Source organism: Nonomuraea guangzhouensis, from assembly GCF_019396345.1.
GTDB classification, from domain to species: domain Bacteria; phylum Actinomycetota; class Actinomycetes; order Streptosporangiales; family Streptosporangiaceae; genus Nonomuraea; species Nonomuraea guangzhouensis.
In genome coordinates this window covers 108,078-127,626 of record NZ_JAHKRM010000038.1, presented here as the reverse complement: position 1 = coordinate 127,626, position 19,549 = coordinate 108,078, and the positions used below count along the sequence as shown (strand labels likewise).

The following is a 19,549-nucleotide window of genomic DNA, read 5'->3' as shown; positions in this document are numbered from 1 at the left end:
GCGGCTGCATCGACATCAGTCCACCATCCTCTCACCGCTCGCAGACGAGGAACCGCGCGGCAGATCATCCTGATTCAGGACATCATCGGCTTCCCAGAAGACACGCCGAATTGGGCAACGGAGTCCTTCAGGCCGGGGATGAATGCGGTCCTCCTTTGGAGGGTGGCCTGCCGTAGTCGGGTCATCCCGGAGCGTGGAGCTGGAACCTCAGGTGGGGTGGCGCTGTTGTTCGATGTAGGCCTTGATGATCGATGGTGGGGCTCCGCCGCAGGAGGCGGCGAGGTAGCTGGGTGACCAGAAGGGGCCGTGCATGGTGGCGGGGTTGTCCGGGCTGGTGAATTCCTTGCGGAGGTAGTGCGAGGAGACGCCTTTCAACGAGTTGACGAGTTTGCTGATCGCGACCTTGGGCGGGTAGTGGATGAGCAGGTGGACGTGGTCGTGTTCGCCGTTGAACTCGCGGAGTTCGGCCTCGAAGCTGTCGCACACCTCGATCATGATGTCTTCGCAGCGGCGTAGCATCGCGTCGTTGAACACGTTTGTGCGATATTTGGTGACAAAGACCAGATGGACGTGCATCGCGGTAACCACGTGCCTGCCTCGCCGGTATTTCACTTCCTGGCTCATAGACCAGATGATAATGTGTTCGAGTCGGTGAGATGCAAGCGTCCCGTGGGGCAGGGGGTGTTGCGCATGTTGGCGGGCCGGAAGTACCGCCTGGAGTTCGACTTCGGGCAGCGGGCGTTCGCCGAAAGGCTGGGCGGGATCTGCCGGGCCGTATGGAACACCGGACTCGAACAACGGCGGGAGTACCGGCGGCGCAGCCAGTGGATCAACTATGAGCAGCAGTGCAAGCAACTCGCCGAGGCGAAGAAGGACCCGTACTGCGACTGGCTCGCGGACGCCCCCGCCCAGGTCATCCAGCAGACCCTCAAGGACCTGGACCAGGCGTGCCGCAAGCATGGCACGTGGAAGGTGCGCTGGAAGTCGCGGACGAAGTGGAAGCCGTCGTTTCGGTTCCCCACCGCCAAACACCTGCCCGTCGAGCGGATCAACCGCAGGTGGGGGCGGGTGTTCCTGCCGAAGTTCGGGTGGGCGCGGTTTCGGATGTCGCGCCCGCTCGGGGGAAGCGTCAAGTCCGCGACCGTGTCCCGGGACAGCAAGCACTGGTTCATCAGCTTCCTGCTCGACGATGGGACCGCCGAGCGTGTGGATCACGTGTGCCCTCAATGGGTGGGCGTGGACCGAGGGGTGGTCACGGCCGCCGTGACCTCGGATGGGGAGTTCTTCGACCGCCGCCACGCCGGAACCGACGGTGTTTCTTCGAGGGAGCTCCCACGGGAGAGGAAAGAGGGCCGAGAGGGAAGGGAGGGTCGGGGCCTCGGGTATCTCACGCCCGGCGAAGCGGAACGGTATCTGCGGCTGCAACGCCAACTTGCCCGCACGAAGAAGGGGTCGAAGCGGCGCAAGAGGGTCGTGGCGGCGATGAGTGAGATCATGCGGCGGGTGCGGTGGCGGCGCGCTGACTTCAACGCCCAAGCCGCGCACCGACTCACCCGCAGGTACGGGCACGTGGTCATCGAAGACCTGAACACCAAGGGCATGAGCGCGGCCGTCAAGCCCAAGCCCGACCCCGACCGGCCGGGCAGGTTCCTGCGCAACGGCGCGGCCGCGAAATCCGGGCTCAGCAAGGCGATTCTCGGCAAGGGCTGGTACGGCCTGGAAGTCGCCCTCCGCTCCAAGGCCCGCTACACCGGCAGCGTCATCCATAAGATCAACCCCGCGTACACGTCTCAGACGTGCCCGGAACCTGCGTGCGGGAAGGTGGAGGAGAAGAGCCGCAAGAGCCAAGCGGTCTTCTCCTGCACGTCTTGCGGGCACACCGAGCACGCCGACATCGTCGCGGCGAGGAACATCAAGGCCAAAGGACAGGCGGCCGGGCTGGTCGTCTCAGGGCGTGGAGACCCACCCGGGTCCGAGAAACGTCAAGCACCCCGTCCCACAGCACGAGCCGCGCAACCGGCACGAGCTGCCGCATAGCGGCACGGGAACCCCCGTCCCTTTAGAGCGGGGAGCATGTCAAGATCTAAGCCATGAGCGGAGCGCTGCTGGTCGCCGGCACCACATCTGACGCGGGCAAGAGCGTCGTCACCGCCGGGATCTGCCGCTGGCTGGCCCGCAAGGGGGTCCGCGTCGCGCCGTTCAAGGCCCAGAACATGTCCCTGAACTCGTACGTCACCGCCGACGGCGCCGAGATCGGCCGCGCCCAGGCCGTTCAGGCGCGGGCCGCCGGCCTCGAACCCGTCGCCGACATGAACCCGATCCTGCTCAAGCCCGGCAGCGACCGCCGCAGCCAGGTGGTCCTGATGGGACAGCCGGTGGCCGACGTCGACGCGATGGAGTACGGCCGGCTCAAGGACCTGCTCCGCGAGAGCGCGCTGGCCTCGCTCGACCGGCTGCGGAGCTCGTACGACGTCGTCATCTGCGAGGGCGCCGGCAGCCCCGCGGAGATCAACCTGCGCCGGGGCGACATCGCCAACATGGGTCTGGCCAGGGCGGCGAACCTGCCGGTGATCGTGGTGGGCGACATCGACCGCGGCGGCGTGTTCGCCGCGTTCTACGGCACGGTCGGCCTGCTGGACGCGGCCGACCAAGCGCATATTTCCGGATTTGTCGTGAACAAGTTCCGCGGCGCGGCCGAGCTGCTCGAACCCGGCCTGGACATGCTCCGCGACCTCACCGGCCGCCGGGTGTACGGTGTGCTGCCCTGGCTGGACGGGCTCTGGCTGGACGTCGAGGACTCACTCGCCCTCGGCAGCCGCTCGATCGCCCCGCAACGGCCCCACGGCGACCAGACGCTCCGCGTGGCGGTGGTCAAGCTGCCGAGGATCTCCAACTTCACCGACCTCGACGCCCTGGCCGCTGAGCCGGGGGTGCTGGTCCGCTTCGTGACCGATCCGGCGGAGCTGGACGACGCCGACCTGGTGGTGCTGCCCGGCTCCCGAGCGACGGTCAGCGACCTGGCCTGGCTCCGTGACACCGGCCTGGCCGATGCCGTCCGGCGGCGTACCGGACCGATCCTCGGCATCTGCGGCGGCTACCAGATGCTCGCCCGCGAGATCCACGACGACGTCGAGTCGGGCGCCGGTCGGGTCGACGGTCTGGGCCTGCTTCCGGTTCGGGTCCGGTTCGCCGCGGGCAAGACGCTCGGCCGCCCGGCCGGTCACGCGTACGGGCATCCGGTCAGCGCGTACGAGATCCACCACGGCGTCGCGACCGTCGAAGGCGGCGAACCGTTCCTCGACGGCTGCCGCGTGGGCGACGTGTGGGGCACCACCTGGCACGGCGCGCTGGAGAACGACGGCTTCCGCCGCGCCTTCCTCACCGACGTGGCCGAGCGGGCCGGGCGTGCCTTCGTCCCGGCGCCGGACACGGACTTCGCCCTGCTGCGCGAGAGCCGCCTGGACGCCCTCGGCGATCTGGTCGAACAGCACCTCGACACGGACGCCCTGCTCGACCTCATCGAGCACGGCCCGCCCGCCGTCCCGCTCCTTCCACCGGGAGCTAGTGCAGGGTGAGCCGCTGAGCGCTGATCCAGTCGTCGATGAGCTCCCACTGGTCGTACAGCCAGCGGATCCGCGCTTCGCGGTCCTCAGGGATACGTGAGGCGGGCACTCGCCACCACTTCGCGGTGATGTGCGCGCTGAGCGGGAGTTTGCGCCACACGTCGCCCACCGTGATGAGGTCGTCCAGGCCGGTGTGCGCGACGAAGACGACGTCGGCCGACGGGCAGGACTCGATGGCCGCGATGGCGCCGCCGGGGCGGGGCGGCAGCAGGTGATCCATGCCGCGGGCCCGTGACGCCTCCTCGTCCAGCCCCTTCTCCTCCAGCCGCCTGATCGCCAGCCGGCGGCGGCGCGGGGTGAAGTTGCCGCCCTCCGGGAAGATCACCAGCGCGTCGTCCTCGTCCATGGTCGAGGACAGCCGCCTGATCTCGTCGATGATGCCGCTCTCGGCGGTACGGCGGGGCACGAAGGCGTTCGGCAGCCGGTTGACCACCACGTCCAGCGACGGGTCGAACTGCAGCGCCGCCTTCATCACGATCCGGGGCCGCCGGTCGTACAGGGAGAGAAGGTGATAGATCAGCAGGAAGGAGTCGCCGGGACCCGCGTGGCGGGCCAGGACGATCACCGGGCGGGTGAGGCGGGCGGCCTGTTCCTCTTCGGTGAGCGGCGGTTCGTGGATGTCGACGGTGAGGCGGAAGATCTGTACGGCGGCGCCGTACACCTTGGTCAGGAACCATGTGATCAGCGCGTAGTGCCGCTCCTGTTGCCGGTCCCGGCCGAACGCGCCGGCCACCCAGAGCACGAGGCAGGCGACGAGCACCGCCGACTCCAGCGTCAGCCACGCCACCCCGAACCAGGCGAACCGCAGCCCACGGCGTTGCGGAGGCGGGAGGCGCAGCGACGCGGCGAACGTCACCACGACCCACACCGGCAGCGTGACGAGCACGAACACGGTCACCACGATGACGAGTGGAGCGAGGATGAGGCGCCGCAGGATGCGTGGTGGCAGCAACATCGGCCTCCAGGTGGTCAGATCTTCATCGTCCTCCTGTCTGGAGATATCGGGAAGACGCGTGGTAGGCGCGTTCGATGTAGTGGGAGATCTGTGACAGGTCGCGGTAGCGGAGGTTCGACATCGGCTGCGTGGCCCCGGCCGGCAGCACGTGCACCTCGACGTCGGGCGGCAGCGTGGCCATCTCCTCGGCGAACCGGTGCCGGCGCGCGATCTCGAACGCCACCATGCCCACCTCCCAGGGCCGCCGCGGCACGCTGAGCGGGCGCTCGATCCGCCCGACGTGCAGGACGTAGACGCGCTTGGCCCCCAGTTGCACGGCCCGGCCGACGGGGATGCTGTGCACCAGGCCGCCGTCGAAGAAGTGCTCGCCGCCGATGGACACGGGCGGCAGCAGCCCGGGCACCGCGCACGAGGCCAGTACGGCGTCGACCAGCGGCCCCTGGTCGAACCAGTGGGCGGTGGCCCGCTCCACCGAGGCGGCCACGCACTGGAACGGCACGGCCAGCTCCTCGACCCGCGAAACCGGCACCATCTCGCTCAACAACGCTCGAAGCGGCCCGATCGGGTGCAGATGAGTGCCGGTCCTCGCCAAGGTGGACAGCCGGGTGACCCAGGAACCGGCGAACGCCGTACGGACCACATCGGAACGCCACAACGACGACAGCCGCTCCACGGCGCGGACGGGGTCGGCGGCCAGCAGCACCCCGTTCAGCGCGCCGACGGACGTGCCGACCACGAGGTCGGGCACGATGCCCTCCTCGTCGAGCGCCTGGAGCATGCCCACCTCGTGCGCGCCAAGGACCCCGCCACCACCGAGCACGAACGCCGTCTGCACAGCAGCACGTTACCGGGCGTCTAGTTGTCCAAGGCCAGACGGATGCCGAAAGCGACGATCACGATGCCCGTCACGCGGTCCAGCAGCCGCCTGACGGCCGGGGTACGCAGGGCGCCGCTCATGAGGGCCGCGCAGCCGACCAGCATGGCACTCCACAGCAGGCCCTCGCCCACGTGGACCCCCGCCAGGAGCAGGCCCATGGCCGCGTGCGGGGCGTCCGCCGGGATGAACTGCGGCAGCATCGCCACGTAGAAGGCGCCGACCTTGGGGTTCAGCAGGTTGGTGATCAGGCCGCGCCGGAAGCCGGTGCCGAAGCCGGTCTCCGCCGGGCCCTCCTGCGGCTTCGTCCTGGTCATGAGCATGCGGATGCCCATCCAGACCAGGTACGCGGCGCCGGTCCAGCGCAGGATGTCGTAGGCGAGCTGGGAGGCGGCCAGGAGCGTGGACAGGCCCACCGCGGTCAGCAGGCCCCAGGCGAGCGTGCCCAGCTGGATGCCCAGAACGACGCCCCAGGCGGGCCGCCTGCCGGACAGCAGGGACGTACGCAGGATGAGTGCCGTGTCGAGGCCGGGGGTGATGGTCAGGAGGGCGACCACTGCGGCGAATGACCACAAAGAGGGGGCTATGTCCACGTTTGGGAGCGTAGTTCATGGGAGGCGGCCGTACCCGCACCGCCTCCCGAAGGGTGCTCAGGGGACCAGGAGCAGCTTGCCCGTCGTACGGCGAGCGGCGAGGTCCTCGTGCGCACGGGCCGCCTCGGCCATCGGGTACCGGTGCGAGATGTCGATCTTCAGCTGCCCGGCGGCGATCCACCCGAACACGTCGGAGGCCCGCCACAGCAGCTCCTCCCGCTCGGCGATGTAGTGGACCAGCGTTGGCCTGGTCAAGAAGAGCGAGCCCTCCTTGTTGAGCCGCTGTGGATCGAACGGCGGCACGGGGCCGCTGGCCGCCCCGTAGAGCGCCATGACCCCGCGAAGACGCAGCGCCTCCAGCCCGCCGTCGAACGTGGTCGCCCCCACGCCGTCGTAGACCACGTCGATCTGCCCGCGCAGCACGTCGGCGAAGTCGTCGTAGTGCAGCACCTCGTCGGCTCCGGCCGCGCGGGCCACCTTCTCCTTCTCCTCGCTGGAGACGGTGGTGTGCACGGTCGCGCCCTTGAGCTTGGCGAGCTGGATCAGCAGCTGGCCCATGCCGCCGGCGCCCGCGTGCACGAGGACGCTGTCGCCCGGCTTCACCTCGTACGTGGAGTGCGTGAGGTAGTGGGCGGTCATGCCCTGCAGCATCGCCGCGGCGGCCAGCTCGGGGGAGACGGAGGCGGGCACCGGAACCACCCGGGCGGCCGGGACCACCGCCTTCTCGGCGTAGCTGCCGAGCACGTTGGCCCACGCCACGGTGTCGCCGACGGACACGTCCGTGACCTCGGAGCCCACGGCGGAGACCACGCCGGCCCCTTCCGAGCCGAGCGGGCTGGGCAGGGTGAGCGGATATGCCCCGGAGCGGTGGTAGATGTCGATGAAGTTGACGCCGCTGGCGGCGACGTCGATCACGACGTCCAGGTCACCCGGCTCCGGGTCGGGACGCTCTACGTACTCGAGGACCTCTGGGCCGCCCTGGGCGGTGATGACTATGGCACGCATACCCCTAGTCAACTCCCCTTCGCGACCCGTCGATTCCACCTTCCGCCAATCGTCGGTCGATCCTGGCGAGCGCGCCCGCCTCCAGGGCGACCCAGATCGCGCCGTCGGGGCCCACTGTGAGGCCGTGTGGCTCGGCCGGGACGTCGCACGGCGGCAGCTCGTACTCCTCGATGACGCCCTCGGTCGTGATGCGGCCCACGCGGTTGGCGCCCCACTCGGTGAACCAGAGGGCGCCGTCGGCCCCGGTGACGATGGCGTGCGGCCGGGAGGCCCGGTCCGGTAGCGGATATTCGGTGATTTTTCCGGAACGATCCACGCGGCCGATCTGACCCGCGCCGATCTCCACGAACCACAGCGCCCCATCCGGGCCCGAGGTGATGCCCACCGGCGCGGCCCCCTCCGTCGGCAGCTCATGGATCGTCACGGCGCCCGACAGCGCGATGCGGCCGATGGCGTTGCCCTGGTTGAGCGCGAACCAGAGGGCGTCGTCGGGCCCCGCCGTAATGCCCGCGGGCATCCCGCCCATCACCGGGATCTCGAACTCCGTCCGCGCCCCGTCCGCCGCGATCCGCCCGATCTTGTCGGCCCGCATCCGGGTGAACCACATGGCCCCGTCCGGCCCGGCGGTGATCCCGTACGGAGCCTCCGCCTCGAACGCGGTCACCTGACCCGCCTCGGTGATCCGCCCCACCCGGCCGCCCTGGAACTCGGTGAACCACATGGCCCCGTCAGCCCCGGGCGCGATCACCGTCGGCCCGCCGTCCGCCGGGTCGAGCTGGTGGATCACGGGCTCCGCACCGGGCACCAGCCTGCCGACCCGGCCCTGGTGCACGAGCGTGAACCAGAGCGCGCCGTCGGGGCCGGTGGCGATGCCGTACGGAGCTCCGTCAGAGATCTCGATCAGCATGTGTGGTCAGGGTTCCTTTCTCCCGCGTAGCTCGAAGTCGTCGAAGGTGGTCTTGAGCACCGACCGCTCGGCCTTGGACGTGCGCGCGAACAGGCCGACGTAGCCGTTGCCGAGGCCGTTCGGGTCGTCGACCTGGTGGACCCGCTCGCCGTTCACCCACATGGTCAGCCGTACGGTGGCGCCGTCCTGCTCGCAGGAGGCCTCGATCCTGACGGCCTTGTCCCCCAGCCCGTCCACCTGGACCGGCTGGGCCAGCGTCCCGCCCGAGCCGTCGGAGATGCGCCGGATGCGTGCCATGCCGGAGGTGTCGAGGGCGAACTCGTAATAGGTGCCGTTGTCGGTGTTGTGGCAGTAGACGCCGTACTCGCCGGTGCCCACGGCCCGCTTCACCTGGGCGGTCACGCCGACCACCACCGTCTGGGGCAGCATCGGCGTGGGCGTCGACGACGGGCTGGGCGTGGTCGTCGGCTTGGCGACGAGGAACGGCGCCGGGGCCTTCTCCAGGCGCTCCACGTAGTCCGCTTCCACGTCGAGCCCGTACGTGCCGTCGGTCCGGTAACCGTAGCTGACCGCTTCCGTCGGATCGTAGGTGCCGGTCCAGCCGCCGCTGGTCTGCGTGAAGTCCTCCTGGTACAGAACCGGGAGCTCGGGCGGCCCGCTGTCCCGGAGCGTCGCCCAGGCCGTGATGCTCCCGGTGACCAGCACCGCCACCGCCACGGCGATGCCCGCGATGATCCGGCCCCTTTTGACCGGTCGCTGCTCAGGGAACGCCGCGGTCGCGCGCTGCCAGGCCACCTGCGCGGTCTGAGCGGCCTGCTCGGGGTGTACCACCGGAGCGGTCTGCGTCGGGTGCATCGCCTGGGCGGCCTGCTCCGGCGCGACCGAGGAGCGGCCGCCCACGAGATGATCGAGCAGTTGCTGGGCGGTCGGCCGCGCGGCCGGATCCTTACGCAGCGCCGCCCTGACCAGCTCCCGCAGCCCCGGCTCGACCGCGTCGAGCACCGGCTCGGTGTTGAGCACCTGGTAGACGGTCGCGGGCAGCGTGTCGCCACCGAACGCCGCCTTCCCGCTGGCCGCGTACACGATCAGCGAGCCCCACGAGAACACGTCACACGCGGGCGATACCGGATCGCCACGCAGCACCTCGGGCGCCATGTACCGGGGCGTCCCGATGAGCTCGCCGGTCCCGGTGACCCCGCCCAGCGTGTCGAGCGCCCGCGCGATCCCGAAGTCGATCACCCGCGGCCCGACGGGGGACAGCAGCACGTTCGACGGCTTGAGATCCCGGTGCACGACCCCCGCCCCGTGGATCGCGGTGAGCGCGGTGGCCACACTGACCGCCAGCGCATCGAGACTCGACCCCTTGAGCGGCCCCGACTGCCGGACGGCCTCCTCCAGATTGGGCCCCGGCACGTACTCGGTGACAACGTAGAGCTGATCGCCCTCGAGCGCCGCTTCGAGCACCGCCGCCGTACAGAACCGGCGCACCCGCTGAGCGGCATCGGCCTCCCGGCGGAACCGCATGCGAAACTGCTCGTGCTGGCTGAACTCCGGATTGATCACCTTGATGGCGACCCGCTGCCCAGCGGCATCCTCGGCAAGGTGGACAGTACCCATCCCGCCTCGGCCCAGCACGCTCAGCAACCTGTAGCGCCCGATCTGGGAGGATTCACCACTCACGGCGGGCTAGCTTACCGACATCTGCCTGACTGGCGGATGACCTCGGCGCTTGTGCTTGATCGACTCGGAGCGGCAGACGGCGGCGCATCCCTCGAGGGCGTGCCGCGATCAGAGCTTGGTCGAGCGTCTTGTGGTCTGTGATCGGCCCTATCGCCGGCGCTCGGCCATCCTGCTGATTGGTGGCGACAAGTCCGGCGACTGGTCAGGCTGGTATTACCGGGCCATCTCCTGCGCGGAAGAGCTGTACGCGGAGTACCTGGCAGAACGAGAGGCGGAGGAGAAGGACCAATGACGAACTTTCCCAAGTGGAGTGACATCCGCGCCGACATCGTCGCCGACTCCGGCGGCGAGGAAGCCGTGGCTGAAGCGCGACAGCACAATCAGGCCTACATCGACGGCTACCGGCTGGCCGAGCGTCGCAAGGCACAGGGTCTGACCCAGACCGACGTGGCCGAACGCATGAGCGTGACCTCCTCTCTCCCCGCTCAACGCGTCAAGGCTTGAAAGCGCGTAGTGAGTGCAAGCTGGGCAGCCCTCGCCCGGTGTCGATCGCCATGACGCGGCAGCCGGCGGCGGTGGCGGCGGCGATTCCGGTGGGGCTGTCCTCGATGGCGACGCAGCGCCGAGGGTCCACGCCGAGCCGGTTCGCGGCCTTCAGGTACGGGTCCGGGTGCGGCTTGCCGCGGGGGGTGTCATCGGCCGTCACGATCAGGGCGAAGTGGTGGTCGAGGCGGGGGAGTACGAGCTGGACGATGCTCCGCGGTGAGGCGCTGACCAGGGCGGTCGGGATGCCTTCCAGGTGGAGTTCGCCGAGGAGGTCCAGGGCGCCGGGGATCAGCGGTACGCCGCCGGGCTGCTCGGTGATGCGGGCGGCGAAGGCGTCGATGAGCTGCCGGGCAGTGTCGGGGAGGGTGGCGGCGGGGGGCTCGGCGGTGGACAGCAGGTGGGCCGCCACATCCTCGGCCGCGCGGCCGAGGACGTCCGGGGTGTCGGCGGGGCTCAGCTCGACGCCGAGACTCCGCGCCACCGAGGTCGCGGCCTCCCACCAGAACCCCTCGGTATCCACCAGCGTGCCGTCCATGTCGAACAGAACGGCCTGCAGCGCCTCCCGTGACGACGCCCCCAAAGACGTCTCAGACGGCATCGGCCGGTTCCGTGGAGAGGGCAGGGGAGGGGGCCGTGACCGTTCTTTCGGCCACCAGTACGGGCCGCTCCACCAGGCGGACCGTTACGCGGGTGCCGGGTGCCAGCAGTGCCGCCTCGTGACCGGGTACGTCGGCCACCACCTCACCCCCCGACAGGGCGACCCGGAGCCGGACGGAGGCGCCGCGGAAGGAGGCGGCGATCACTTCCGCCTGGCCCTCCGGCGCCGGGGTCACCCGCACGGCCTCGGGGCGGATCAGCACGTCCACCTCCAGGGTGCCGGGGGTCGCGCCGTCGACGGGCAGGAGCTGGCCCAGCACCGTCACCTGGTCGCCGGAGACGTGCCCGGCCAGGTGGTTCATGGTGCCGACGAACTCGGCCACGAACGGGGTGGCCGGACGGTCATAGACCTCGGCGGGCGGGCCGCACTGTTCCAGGCGGCCGTTGCGCAGGACGGCGACCCGGTCGGCGATCGACAGCGCCTCCTCCTGGTCGTGGGTGACGAAGATGGTGGTGATGCCGAGGTCGAGCTGGAGGCGGCGGATCTCCTCGCGCAGCGACACCCGTACCTTGGCGTCGAGCGCCGACAGCGGCTCGTCGAGCAGCAGCACCCGGGGCTCCAGCGCGAGCGCGCGGGCCAGGGCGACGCGCTGCTGCTGGCCCCCGGAGAGCTGGTGCGGGAAGCGGTCGGCGTGGGCGGGGAGGCCGACGAGTTCGAGGAGTTCGTCCGCCTTGGCGCGTCTGGTGGCCACGGGGACCTTGCGTACGCGCAGGCCGAAGGCGACGTTGTCGCGGGCGTTCAGGTTCGGGAAGAGGGAGTAGGACTGGAAGACCATGCCCGCGTCGCGCTTGTTGGCGGGCATGTCGGTGATGTCCGAGCCGTCGATGAGCACGGCGCCGGAGTCCGGCCGCTCGAACCCGGCCACGCACCGCAGCGCCGTCGTCTTGCCGCAGCCGGAGGGTCCCAGCAGCGCGACGAACTCGCCCGGCGCGATCGTCAGGTCGAAGCCGTCCAGCGCCGTCGTCTTGCCGAACACCCGCCTCAGCCCCCGGAACTCCACCTGAGCCGTCATTTCCGAACCTTTCCCGAGAACGCGGTGGACACCGCGAGCAGCAGCAGCCAGATGAGCAGCAGGCTGAGGATCGACACCGCGACCGACAGCTGCCCCTTGGACCCGGAGATCGTCACGATCCACACCGCGAACGGCTGGTAGCCCAGCAGCCTGGCCACGGTGAACTCGCCCAGCACCAGCGCGAGCGTCAGGAACGACGCGCTGGCCAGCGCCGAGCGCAGATTGGGGATGATCACCCTGAACAGCACGTGCGGCCACGACGCGCCCAGGTTCCGGGCCGCCTCGACGAGCGTGCGCACGTCCATGGTGCGCAGCCCGGCGTCGAGCGAGCGGTAGACGAACGGCAGCACCAGCACCACGTACGCGAACACGAGCACGATGGGGAACGCCGGGTTCTGCACCGCGATCAACGTCGCCCAGAACGGCGTCGGGGCCAGCACGTCCGTCCCGACGCGCAACGAGGTGGTGAGCCCCGCCACGAACGTGATCGGCGGCACCACCAGCGGCAGCGTGCAGAGCACCTCCATCACGGGCCGCAGCCGCGGCGCGCCGAGCCGTACGGCCAGCATCGCCGGCAGCGTGAGCAGCAGGACCAGCACGATCGTCGCGATGGCCAGCGACATGGACAGCAGCAACGACGACCCGAACCCCTCGGCCGTCAGGAGCTCGCCGTAGGCCGCGAAGGACACTCCGGTCGTGGGCGTGTAGATCGTGTACCAGAGCGAGGCCCCGAGCGGGATCAGGAAGTACGCGGCGGCCAGCAGGAACACCACCCCGCGCCACACCCGGGGCCGGGTAGGCGCCGGCGCGGGAGCGGTCACCGGCTCCAGTCCGGTCAGCGCAGCCATCGAGTGCTCCTCTTCTGCAGCGGCAGGTAGATCAGCATGACCAGCCCGGCCACCACGATCATGTCGAGGCTGAGCGCGAGCGCGATGTTCTCGTAGCCGATCAGCACGTCACCCGTGAGCGCGCTGGCGATCTTCAAGGTCACCAGCGGCACCACGGTCCCGACCATGGCGTTGGCCGTCGCGAAGGCCGCGAACGCGCTGCCGAACAGCAGCACCACCCCGCCGAGCATGGAGGGCGTGAGCACCGGCAGCCCGACGAAGCGCCAGAACTGCCAGGCCGTCGCGCCGTTGTTGGCCGCCGCCTCGCGCCACTGCGGCCGCAGCCCGTCCAGCGCGGGCGCCATGACCAGCACCATCAGCGGGATCGAGAAGTACAGGTAGACGATCGCCAGCCCCCAGAACGTGTACAGCGCGCCCGTCGGCAGCCCGATCAGGCCGCTGATCACGCCGGAGTTGCCGAGCGTGGCGATCCAGAAGAAGGCCAGCGGCACGCCGCCGAAGTTGGCCAGCACGCCGGAGGCCGTCAGCACCGCCTCGCGCAGCAGGGCGAACCGGGAGGTCACCACCGCCTGGGCGAGGAACGTGCCGAGCACGGCCCCGAGCAGCGCCACCACGGCCGAGAGCTTGACGCTGCCGGCCATCGCGGTGAGGTAGCCGCCCTGGAGGCTCTGCCCGAGGTTGGCCAGGCTCGGCTCGCCGTTCGCGGTGAACGCCCCCGCCACCAGCGCGATGGCGGGGATGCCGAAGACCAGCGCGAGGAAGACCAGCAGGGGCAGCGCGCCGAGCCACCCCTTGGTGCGGGTCATCCCGAGATCGCCGCGTCCCAGCCGCTGGCCAGCTTGGCCTTGGCCGCGTCCACCTGCTCGGGGCTGGGGAACGTGGGCGTGCCCTCGACCTTGGGCAGCGCGTCGGCGGCGGCCTTGTCGACCGAGCCGTCGGTGGTCATGACCGGCAGGAGCACGGGCCTGGCGAAGCCCTTGAGGTAGAGGTTCTGGCCCTCGGCGCTGTAGAGGTACTCCTGCCAGAGGCGGGCGGCGGCCGGGTGGGGGGCGTCCTTGTTGACGGCCTGGGCGTACAGCTGGAAGTACTTGCCGTCAGCGGGCACGTTCACCTTCCAGTCGATGCCCTTGGCCGACATCTCGGACACATAGGCGGAGTTGTTGTAGTCCCAGTCGATGCTGATCTGGGTCTCGCCCTTCTCGATCGTCGCCGGCGTGGTCTCGACCGGGTTGTAGTTGCCTGCGGCCTTCAGCTTCTTGAAGAACTCGATGCCCGGCTGGATGTCGTCGAACGAGCCGCCGCTCGCGATCGACGCGGCGTAGACGCCGGCGAAGGCCGAGCCGGACTTGGTCGGGTTGCCGTTCATCGCGACCTTGCCCTTGTACTCGGGCTTGAGCAGGTCGGCGAAGCTGGTCGGGCAGGTGCTGATCTTCTTGGCGTCGCAGCCGATCGAGACGTAGCCGCCGTAGTCGTTCGTCCAGAGCCCGGTCGGCTCCTTCTGCCCCTCGGGAACCTTGTCGAACGCCTGCACCTTGTAGGGCGCGAACAGGCCCTCCTTGGCGCCGCTGATCGCGAACGACTGGCCGAGGTCGAGCACGTCGGGCGCGCGGTCCTGGCCCTTGCGGGTCTTCACCGCGGTGATCTCGTCGGCGCTGGCCGCGTCGGGGTCCTCGCTCTCGATCTTGATCCCGTACTTGGCGGTGAACCCCTTGATGATCTCGCCGTAGTTGGCCCAGTCGGGCGGCAGCGCGATGACGTGGAGGTTGCCCTCCTTCTTCGCCGCCTCGACGAGTTTGTCCAGGCCACCGAACTCTGCGGCGGAGGTGGCGGTCTTCGCGTTCACCCCGCCCTCTGACGCCTTGGTCTGCTGAGTTCCTGGGGCGGCGCCGCACGCCGCCGTGGCTACGGTAAGGGCAGCGATGACGCCTGCCACACGGGCGTGAGATGCGAACACGTCGCCTCCACTCTCCTGGGGTGTTACAAGAACTTATGAGAACTTGTCCATACAAGCCAGCACAAGTAGGACGCATCAACATTGCTCTTTTATGAACACGAAGGGTCGCGGATGGTTGCGCGTTATGAACGGATCGCCGATGAGCTGCGTGACGACATCCTCACCGGCGTCCATCCGGTCGGCTCGCAGCTCCCCACGGAGGCGGAGCTGGCCGCGCGCTACCTCGCCGCCCGCGGCACGGTACGGCAGGCCATCGCGATGCTGGTCACCGAGGGTCTGGTCGGTTCCCGGCAGGGGGCCAGGCGCATCGTGCTGGGCAGGGCGCGCAGCCAGAGCTTCGCCGAACTGCACAGTTTCGCCCAGTGGGCACGCGCCAACGGCTACCGCTACGGCGGCCAGGTGATCACCCAGCGCCGCAGGGCGGCGAGCTCCGTCGAGGTCGCCAGGCTCGGCACCGACGAGGTGCTCGACGTGCTCCGGCTGCGCACACTCGAGGGCGAGCCCGTCCTGTTAGAGCGCACGGTCTACGCGAGCTGGGTGGCCGCCGCCGTCGAAGAGCTCGCGCCCGACTGTGAGTCGGTCACCGAGGCGCTGTACGACTCGATCGGGCTGGTCTTCGCCTATGGCGAGCACCTCATCGACGCCGTCTCCGCGGGCGCCCGGGACGCCCGTCTCCTGGGGGTACGGCGCGGCAGCCCGCTGCTGCGCCAGCGCCGCATCACCACCACGCACGAGGGCCGACCGGTGGAGTGGTCGGACGACCGCTACCGCGCGGGCAGCGTGGTCTTCAGCATCCGCAACTCGATCGACGCCAACCCTCTCGTACGGCAGGCGGGCGACTTGCGTTTCGGGGCCTAAGAACATATGTTCGAGTCATAAGCGCCCGCCTTCCCCCGGGTGGCTCAGCATAGGCACGAGAGCCGCGGGGAGAAGCGACTTGAGCAGACTCTATGGCGATCCGATAGAGGTGTGGACGAGGGACGGGGAGCCGACCCAGTTCGTCTGGCGCGATCGTCTCTATCTCGTCCGCCGGGTCCTCGACCACTGGGTGGTGGCCCGGGAGTGGTGGAAGACCGACGAGAACGACCCCGGTGAGCGGCAGTTCTGGCGGGTGGAGGCCAGTCCCGGGCGTGAGGTCGGTTCCTACGAGCTGCGGTTCGACACCGCCAGTGGCGGGTGGCTGCTCCTGCGGGCGTGGGACTGATGGCCCCGCCGTTCCCGCACCTGAACGTGAGCTCCGCGTACTCCATGCGCTACGGCACCGCCTTCCCCAAAGCGCTGGTGCACCGGGCGGCCGAGGACGGGATGGACATTCTCGCGCTGACCGACCGCGACGGGCTCTACGGCGCGATCAAGCACGCCCAGGCGTGCGCGGAGGCCCGGATCGCCTCGGTGTTCGGGGTCAACTTCGCGCTCGCGGGCTCCGGGTCGCGCCCGAAGACCGGGCCGGGAGCCTGGGACCAGAGCGGGCCGGGCGTTCGGAGCCGGGCCAAGGCCGGGCCGGGGGCCCAGGATCGGGTCACGGTGCTGGCCAGGGCGGGCGGCTGGGCCCAGTTGGTGCGCCTGGTCACGGCCGCCCACTACGCGGGCGAGCGCGGCGCGCCCGAGGTGACGCGTGAGCTGATCGGCTCCCTGGACGCGGGCGGGCTGTCGGTGCTGCTCGGGCCCCGTTCCGACGTGGGCCGCGCGGTGGCCGAGCGGCGTGACGAGCACGCCCGGGTGCTGCTCGACCTGTGGCTGGCCACCGTGCCCGGCGTGGTGATCGAGCTGGTCGACCAGTACGGCTTCCGCGACGCCACCACCGCCGTACGGATGCTCGCCCTGGCCGAGTCCCGGGGCGTGCCGGCCGTGCTCACCAATGCCGTCAGATACCTGGATCCCGCCGACCACCAGGTCGGCGACGTGCTCGACGCGGCGCGGCAGCTCGTCCCGCTGCACCCCCGCCACCTGGAGCGCACCACCTCGCACGCCTACCTCAAGGGCACCAAGGAGATGTGGCAGGTGGCGGCCAAGATCTGCGGGACCGACCTCGACCGCGTCGGCCGCCTCCTGCACGCCACCCGCACGCTGGCCGAGGCGTGCGCGATCGACCCGGTCGAGCTGCTCGCGCTGAAGCACGACCCACCGAACCTGCACCTGCCCGAGATCGGCCGCGACCCGGTGCCGCTGCTGCGCCACCGCGTCGAGGACGGGCTGATCTCGCGCGGGCTGGATCGCGCCGACGGCGCCAAGGAGCGCCTGCGGGCCGAGATGGACATCATCGAGCGGAAACGCCTGTCCGGATATTTCATAGCCGTGGCTGGCATCACCGACATGATCCGCGGCATGGGCATCCGCTGCGCGATCCGCGGCTCGGGGGCGGGCAGCCTGGTCAACTACCTCATCGGCATCGGCGAGGTGAACCCCCTCGAACACGGCCTGCTCATGGAGCGCTTCCTGTCGGACGGACGCGTCGGGCTGCCCGACATCGACGTGGACGTGGAGTCCGCGCGCCGGCTCGACTGCTACCGGGCCATCTTCGACAGGTACGGCGAGTCGCGGGTGGCCTGCGTCTCGATGATGGAGACCTACCGGGCACGCAGCGCGATCCGGGACGTGGCGGGGGCCATGGGGCTGCCGCCGCACGAGATCGACGCGATCGCCAAGGCGTTCCCGCACATCAGGGCCAAGCAGATCACCGCGTCGCTGAACGACCTGCCCGAGCTGCGCGACAGCCGGCTCGGCGAGGCCGGGCTGGAGCGGGTGTTCCGGCTGGCGGAGAAGCTCGACGGGCTGCCCAGGCACATCGCGCTGCACCCGTGCGGGGTCCTCATCGGCAACGCGGAGCTGCGCGACAGGACGCCGGTGGAGCGGAGCCTGCTGGAGTTCCCGATGTCGCAGTTCGACAAGGACGACGTGGAGGAGTCCGGGCTGCTCAAGCTCGACGTGCTGGGCGTGCGGATGCAGTCGGCGATGGCCTACACGCTGAGCGAGATCGAGCGGGTGGACGACGTCGTGGTCGCGCTCGACGAGCAGCACGGATCGGAGCCCGGCGTCGAGTACGTGCCCCACGACGACCAGGCCACCTACGACATGATCTGCGCCAGCCGTACGCTCGGCTGCTTCCAGATCGAGTCGCCCGGCCAGCGCGAGCTGGTCGCCAAGCTGGAGCCGCGCAAGATGCACGACCTGATCGTGGACATCTCGCTGTTCCGGCCGGGACCGGTGAACTCCGACATGGTCACCCCCTACCTGGAGGCCAGGCACGGGTGGCGCCAGCCGTACTATCCGCACGAGCGGCTGCGCGGCGCGCTGAAGGAGACGCACGGCGTCGTGGTCTTCCACGAGCAGGTGCTCAGGATCATCGAGGTGATGACGGGCCGCGACCTGTCGCACGCCGAGACGCTGCGCCGCACGCTGGCCTCGCCGGAGGGGCGCGAGCGGGTGCGCAAGCACTTCGTGCCGCTGGCCAAGTCGAACGGGTTCGGCGACGCGGCCGTGGACAAGGCGTGGAAGGTGCTCGACGCGTTCGGCGCGTTCGGGTTCTGCAAGGCGCACGCGGCGGCGTTCGCGCTGCCCACGTACCAGTCGGCCTGGCTCAAGCGGCACCACGCGGCCGCGTTCTTCGCCGGGGTGCTCACGCACGAGCCCGGCATGTACCCGCAACGCGTGATCATCGACGAGGCACGGCAGTGCGGGGTGGAGATCCTGCCGCTCGACGTGAACAGATCGGGCAAGGACTGGCGCGTGGAGCGGCTCGGCCCGCGGGTGCGGCTCAGGATCGATCCCGGCCGCTTCCAAGCTGGGGAGATCGGGAAGGGGTACGCGTTGCGCGTGCCGTTCTCCGCGATCAAGGGGGTGAGTGAGGCGGAGGTGGGGCGCATGGTGGCGGGCCAGCCGTACACCTCGCTCGCGGACTTCTGGGACCGGGCCCGGCCGTCGCGGCCCGTCATCGAGCGGATCGTCCAGGTGGGCGGCCTCGACGACCTGCACGACCTGCACCCGGGCGGGGCCCGCTGGCGTCCGGGGCGGCTGACCCGCCGCGATCTGATCGCCCAGGTCGGCGTCCTCGACCGGACCTCCGTGTCGGGCGTCAAACCGGCCACCACGAAGTCCAGGCGCTACACCCCGGCGCGTCTGGACGCCGTGCCCGCGGCGCGGACCGAGGAAGCGGCCGTGCAGCTCCCGCTGGGTTTCACCGAGCACATCGCGCCCGGCGAGCTGCCCGAGATGACCGAGACCGAGATGGTGGAGGCCGAGCTGGAGATCCTGGGCATCGACATCAGCCGCCACGTCATCAGCTTCCACGACGAGCTGCTCGACGCGATCGGGGTGGTGCGCTCGGCGGAGCTGCTGTCCCTGCGCAACGGGGCCGAGGTGCTGGTCGCGGGGGTCAAGGTGGCCACCCAGACGCCGGCCGTACGGTCGGGGCAGCGCGTCATCTTCACCACGCTGGACGACTCGACGGGGCCGATCGACCTGACGTTCTTCGAGTCGGTGCAGGGGCGGTGCGCGGCGACGGTGTTCGGGTCGTGGCTCATGGTGGCGAGGGGGGTGGTCCGGCGCACCGGGCGCCGGGCGATCTCGATGCGCGCGGTGGACTGCTGGAACCTGGTCGATCTCGACGCTCTGTGGCGATCGAGCGGGATCGAGGCGGTCAGAGAGGTTATTGCGCGAACTCCCGAGGAGTCGGCAGGGGTCGGCGGGCGGCGCATCGAATACGCCAACGGCTACAGCCTCTCTCCGTACGCGGACCTGGGGCCGGTGGTCGCGCCTCCCACCCGCCGCCTCTGGCACGCCAGCCAGGGGAGTTCGGGGCCTAGTGCGGCGTGATTTTTTCCGCTTTTACGGCACAGCCGCCCCCACCGCCACCCGCCGACCGTGGCCAGGGGTCTCCAGGAAGACGCCCGCTGAC

19 protein-coding genes are annotated in these 19,549 nt (G+C 70.1%); 7 read left to right on the top strand and 12 right to left on the bottom strand.

What is annotated here, in order from left to right; genetic code table 11:
- Positions 1-207: 207 nt before the first annotated feature.
- Entirely contained in the window at positions 208-624 is a 417-nt protein-coding gene (tnpA, locus tag KME78_RS52585) for an IS200/IS605 family transposase (RefSeq protein WP_219537561.1), read from the bottom strand.
- Between the two features lie 66 nt (positions 625-690).
- Here tnpA and KME78_RS52580 point away from each other — a divergent pair, with 66 nt between their 5' ends.
- Positions 691-2,037: an RNA-guided endonuclease InsQ/TnpB family protein gene (locus KME78_RS52580; RefSeq protein ID WP_246654369.1), complete on the top strand. Its 1,347-nt coding sequence runs from the start codon at positions 691-693 to the stop codon at positions 2,035-2,037.
- Positions 2,038-2,090: 53 nt separating this feature from the next.
- Positions 2,091-3,575, top strand: a complete 1,485-nt coding sequence (locus tag KME78_RS52575) for a cobyric acid synthase (RefSeq protein ID WP_219537560.1) — start codon at positions 2,091-2,093, stop codon at positions 3,573-3,575.
- On the opposite strand, the gene KME78_RS52570 is transcribed toward KME78_RS52575, so the two are convergent.
- From KME78_RS52570 to KME78_RS52545, 6 genes are read right to left on the bottom strand one after another with little or no spacing between them, the layout of a single operon-like run.
- Positions 3,562-4,578, bottom strand: coding sequence for a 1-acyl-sn-glycerol-3-phosphate acyltransferase (locus KME78_RS52570; protein ID WP_246654368.1), 1,017 nt, complete (start codon positions 4,576-4,578; stop codon positions 3,562-3,564). The genes KME78_RS52575 and KME78_RS52570 overlap by 14 nt on opposite strands.
- A gap of 22 nt (positions 4,579-4,600) precedes the next feature.
- Positions 4,601-5,413: a patatin-like phospholipase family protein gene (locus KME78_RS52565; protein WP_219537559.1), complete on the bottom strand. Its 813-nt coding sequence runs from the start codon at positions 5,411-5,413 to the stop codon at positions 4,601-4,603.
- A gap of 20 nt (positions 5,414-5,433) precedes the next feature.
- Positions 5,434-6,045 carry a LysE family translocator gene (locus tag KME78_RS52560; protein ID WP_219537558.1) on the bottom strand — a complete coding sequence of 204 codons (612 nt, stop codon included), beginning with the start codon at positions 6,043-6,045 and terminating at the stop codon, positions 5,434-5,436.
- A gap of 57 nt (positions 6,046-6,102) precedes the next feature.
- A complete protein-coding gene (locus KME78_RS52555) occupies positions 6,103-7,050 on the bottom strand; it encodes a quinone oxidoreductase family protein (RefSeq protein ID WP_219537557.1) in 948 nt (315 codons plus the stop codon).
- Between the two features lie 4 nt (positions 7,051-7,054).
- Positions 7,055-7,957, bottom strand: coding sequence for a Vgb family protein (locus KME78_RS52550; RefSeq protein WP_219537556.1), 903 nt, complete (start codon positions 7,955-7,957; stop codon positions 7,055-7,057).
- 6 nt (positions 7,958-7,963) lie between these two features.
- Entirely contained in the window at positions 7,964-9,637 is a 1,674-nt protein-coding gene (locus tag KME78_RS52545) for a serine/threonine-protein kinase (protein WP_308127460.1), read from the bottom strand.
- Between the two features lie 115 nt (positions 9,638-9,752).
- Here KME78_RS52545 and KME78_RS52540 point away from each other — a divergent pair, with 115 nt between their 5' ends.
- Positions 9,753-9,929 (top strand): hypothetical protein, encoded by a 177-nt coding sequence (locus KME78_RS52540; protein ID WP_219537555.1) that lies wholly within the window; start codon positions 9,753-9,755, stop codon positions 9,927-9,929.
- Complete coding sequence (locus KME78_RS52535; RefSeq protein WP_219537554.1) at positions 9,926-10,141, top strand: helix-turn-helix domain-containing protein; 216 nt, start codon at positions 9,926-9,928, stop codon at positions 10,139-10,141. Before KME78_RS52540 ends, KME78_RS52535 begins: the two co-directional genes overlap by 4 nt.
- Here KME78_RS52535 and KME78_RS52530 read toward each other — a convergent pair.
- Genes KME78_RS52530 through KME78_RS52510 form a run of 5 tightly spaced genes read right to left on the bottom strand, consistent with a single transcriptional unit; the run spans position 10,131 to position 14,544 of the window.
- Complete coding sequence (locus tag KME78_RS52530; protein WP_219537553.1) at positions 10,131-10,781, bottom strand: HAD family hydrolase; 651 nt, start codon at positions 10,779-10,781, stop codon at positions 10,131-10,133. The genes KME78_RS52535 and KME78_RS52530 overlap by 11 nt on opposite strands.
- A complete protein-coding gene (locus KME78_RS52525; RefSeq protein ID WP_219537552.1) occupies positions 10,771-11,853 on the bottom strand; it encodes an ABC transporter ATP-binding protein in 1,083 nt (360 codons plus the stop codon). Before KME78_RS52525 ends, KME78_RS52530 begins: the two co-directional genes overlap by 11 nt.
- Entirely contained in the window at positions 11,850-12,701 is an 852-nt protein-coding gene (locus tag KME78_RS52520) for an ABC transporter permease (protein WP_219537551.1), read from the bottom strand. Before KME78_RS52520 ends, KME78_RS52525 begins: the two co-directional genes overlap by 4 nt.
- Positions 12,689-13,507, bottom strand: a complete 819-nt coding sequence (locus tag KME78_RS52515) for an ABC transporter permease (protein WP_219537550.1) — start codon at positions 13,505-13,507, stop codon at positions 12,689-12,691. Before KME78_RS52515 ends, KME78_RS52520 begins: the two co-directional genes overlap by 13 nt.
- Positions 13,504-14,544, bottom strand: coding sequence for an ABC transporter substrate-binding protein (locus KME78_RS52510; protein WP_308127459.1), 1,041 nt, complete (start codon positions 14,542-14,544; stop codon positions 13,504-13,506). Before KME78_RS52510 ends, KME78_RS52515 begins: the two co-directional genes overlap by 4 nt.
- Before the next feature lie 222 nt (positions 14,545-14,766).
- Between KME78_RS52510 and KME78_RS52505 the strand changes: the two genes are divergently transcribed.
- The 3 genes from KME78_RS52505 to KME78_RS52495 all read left to right on the top strand — a co-directional run bounded on the left by KME78_RS52505 (position 14,767) and on the right by KME78_RS52495 (position 19,467).
- A complete protein-coding gene (locus KME78_RS52505) occupies positions 14,767-15,513 on the top strand; it encodes a GntR family transcriptional regulator (RefSeq protein WP_219537548.1) in 747 nt (248 codons plus the stop codon).
- Between the two features lie 79 nt (positions 15,514-15,592).
- A complete protein-coding gene (locus KME78_RS52500; protein ID WP_219537547.1) occupies positions 15,593-15,859 on the top strand; it encodes a DUF6504 family protein in 267 nt (88 codons plus the stop codon).
- On the top strand, positions 15,859-19,467 hold the full coding sequence (locus KME78_RS52495) for a DNA polymerase III subunit alpha (protein ID WP_219537568.1): 3,609 nt from the start codon (positions 15,859-15,861) through the stop codon (positions 19,465-19,467). The genes KME78_RS52500 and KME78_RS52495 overlap by 1 nt, the downstream gene beginning before the upstream one ends.
- The last annotated feature ends 82 nt before the right edge of the window (positions 19,468-19,549 follow it).

What these genes read in the sequence shown, in the direction of transcription:
- tnpA (WP_219537561.1), bottom strand. Translation starts at nt 624, where the DNA reads ATGAGCCAGGAAGTGAAATACCGGCGAGGCAGGCACGTGGTTACCGCG.
- KME78_RS52580 (WP_246654369.1), top strand. Translation starts at nt 691, where the DNA reads ATGTTGGCGGGCCGGAAGTACCGCCTGGAGTTCGACTTCGGGCAGCGG.
- KME78_RS52575 (WP_219537560.1), top strand. Translation starts at nt 2,091, where the DNA reads ATGAGCGGAGCGCTGCTGGTCGCCGGCACCACATCTGACGCGGGCAAG.
- KME78_RS52570 (WP_246654368.1), bottom strand. Translation starts at nt 4,578, where the DNA reads ATGTTGCTGCCACCACGCATCCTGCGGCGCCTCATCCTCGCTCCACTC.
- KME78_RS52555 (WP_219537557.1), bottom strand. Translation starts at nt 7,050, where the DNA reads ATGCGTGCCATAGTCATCACCGCCCAGGGCGGCCCAGAGGTCCTCGAG.
- KME78_RS52550 (WP_219537556.1), bottom strand. Translation starts at nt 7,957, where the DNA reads ATGCTGATCGAGATCTCTGACGGAGCTCCGTACGGCATCGCCACCGGC.
- KME78_RS52535 (WP_219537554.1), top strand. Translation starts at nt 9,926, where the DNA reads ATGACGAACTTTCCCAAGTGGAGTGACATCCGCGCCGACATCGTCGCC.
- KME78_RS52530 (WP_219537553.1), bottom strand. Translation starts at nt 10,781, where the DNA reads ATGCCGTCTGAGACGTCTTTGGGGGCGTCGTCACGGGAGGCGCTGCAG.
- KME78_RS52525 (WP_219537552.1), bottom strand. Translation starts at nt 11,853, where the DNA reads ATGACGGCTCAGGTGGAGTTCCGGGGGCTGAGGCGGGTGTTCGGCAAG.
- KME78_RS52520 (WP_219537551.1), bottom strand. Translation starts at nt 12,701, where the DNA reads ATGGCTGCGCTGACCGGACTGGAGCCGGTGACCGCTCCCGCGCCGGCG.
- KME78_RS52515 (WP_219537550.1), bottom strand. Translation starts at nt 13,507, where the DNA reads ATGACCCGCACCAAGGGGTGGCTCGGCGCGCTGCCCCTGCTGGTCTTC.
- KME78_RS52505 (WP_219537548.1), top strand. Translation starts at nt 14,767, where the DNA reads ATGGTTGCGCGTTATGAACGGATCGCCGATGAGCTGCGTGACGACATC.
- KME78_RS52495 (WP_219537568.1), top strand. Translation starts at nt 15,859, where the DNA reads ATGGCCCCGCCGTTCCCGCACCTGAACGTGAGCTCCGCGTACTCCATG.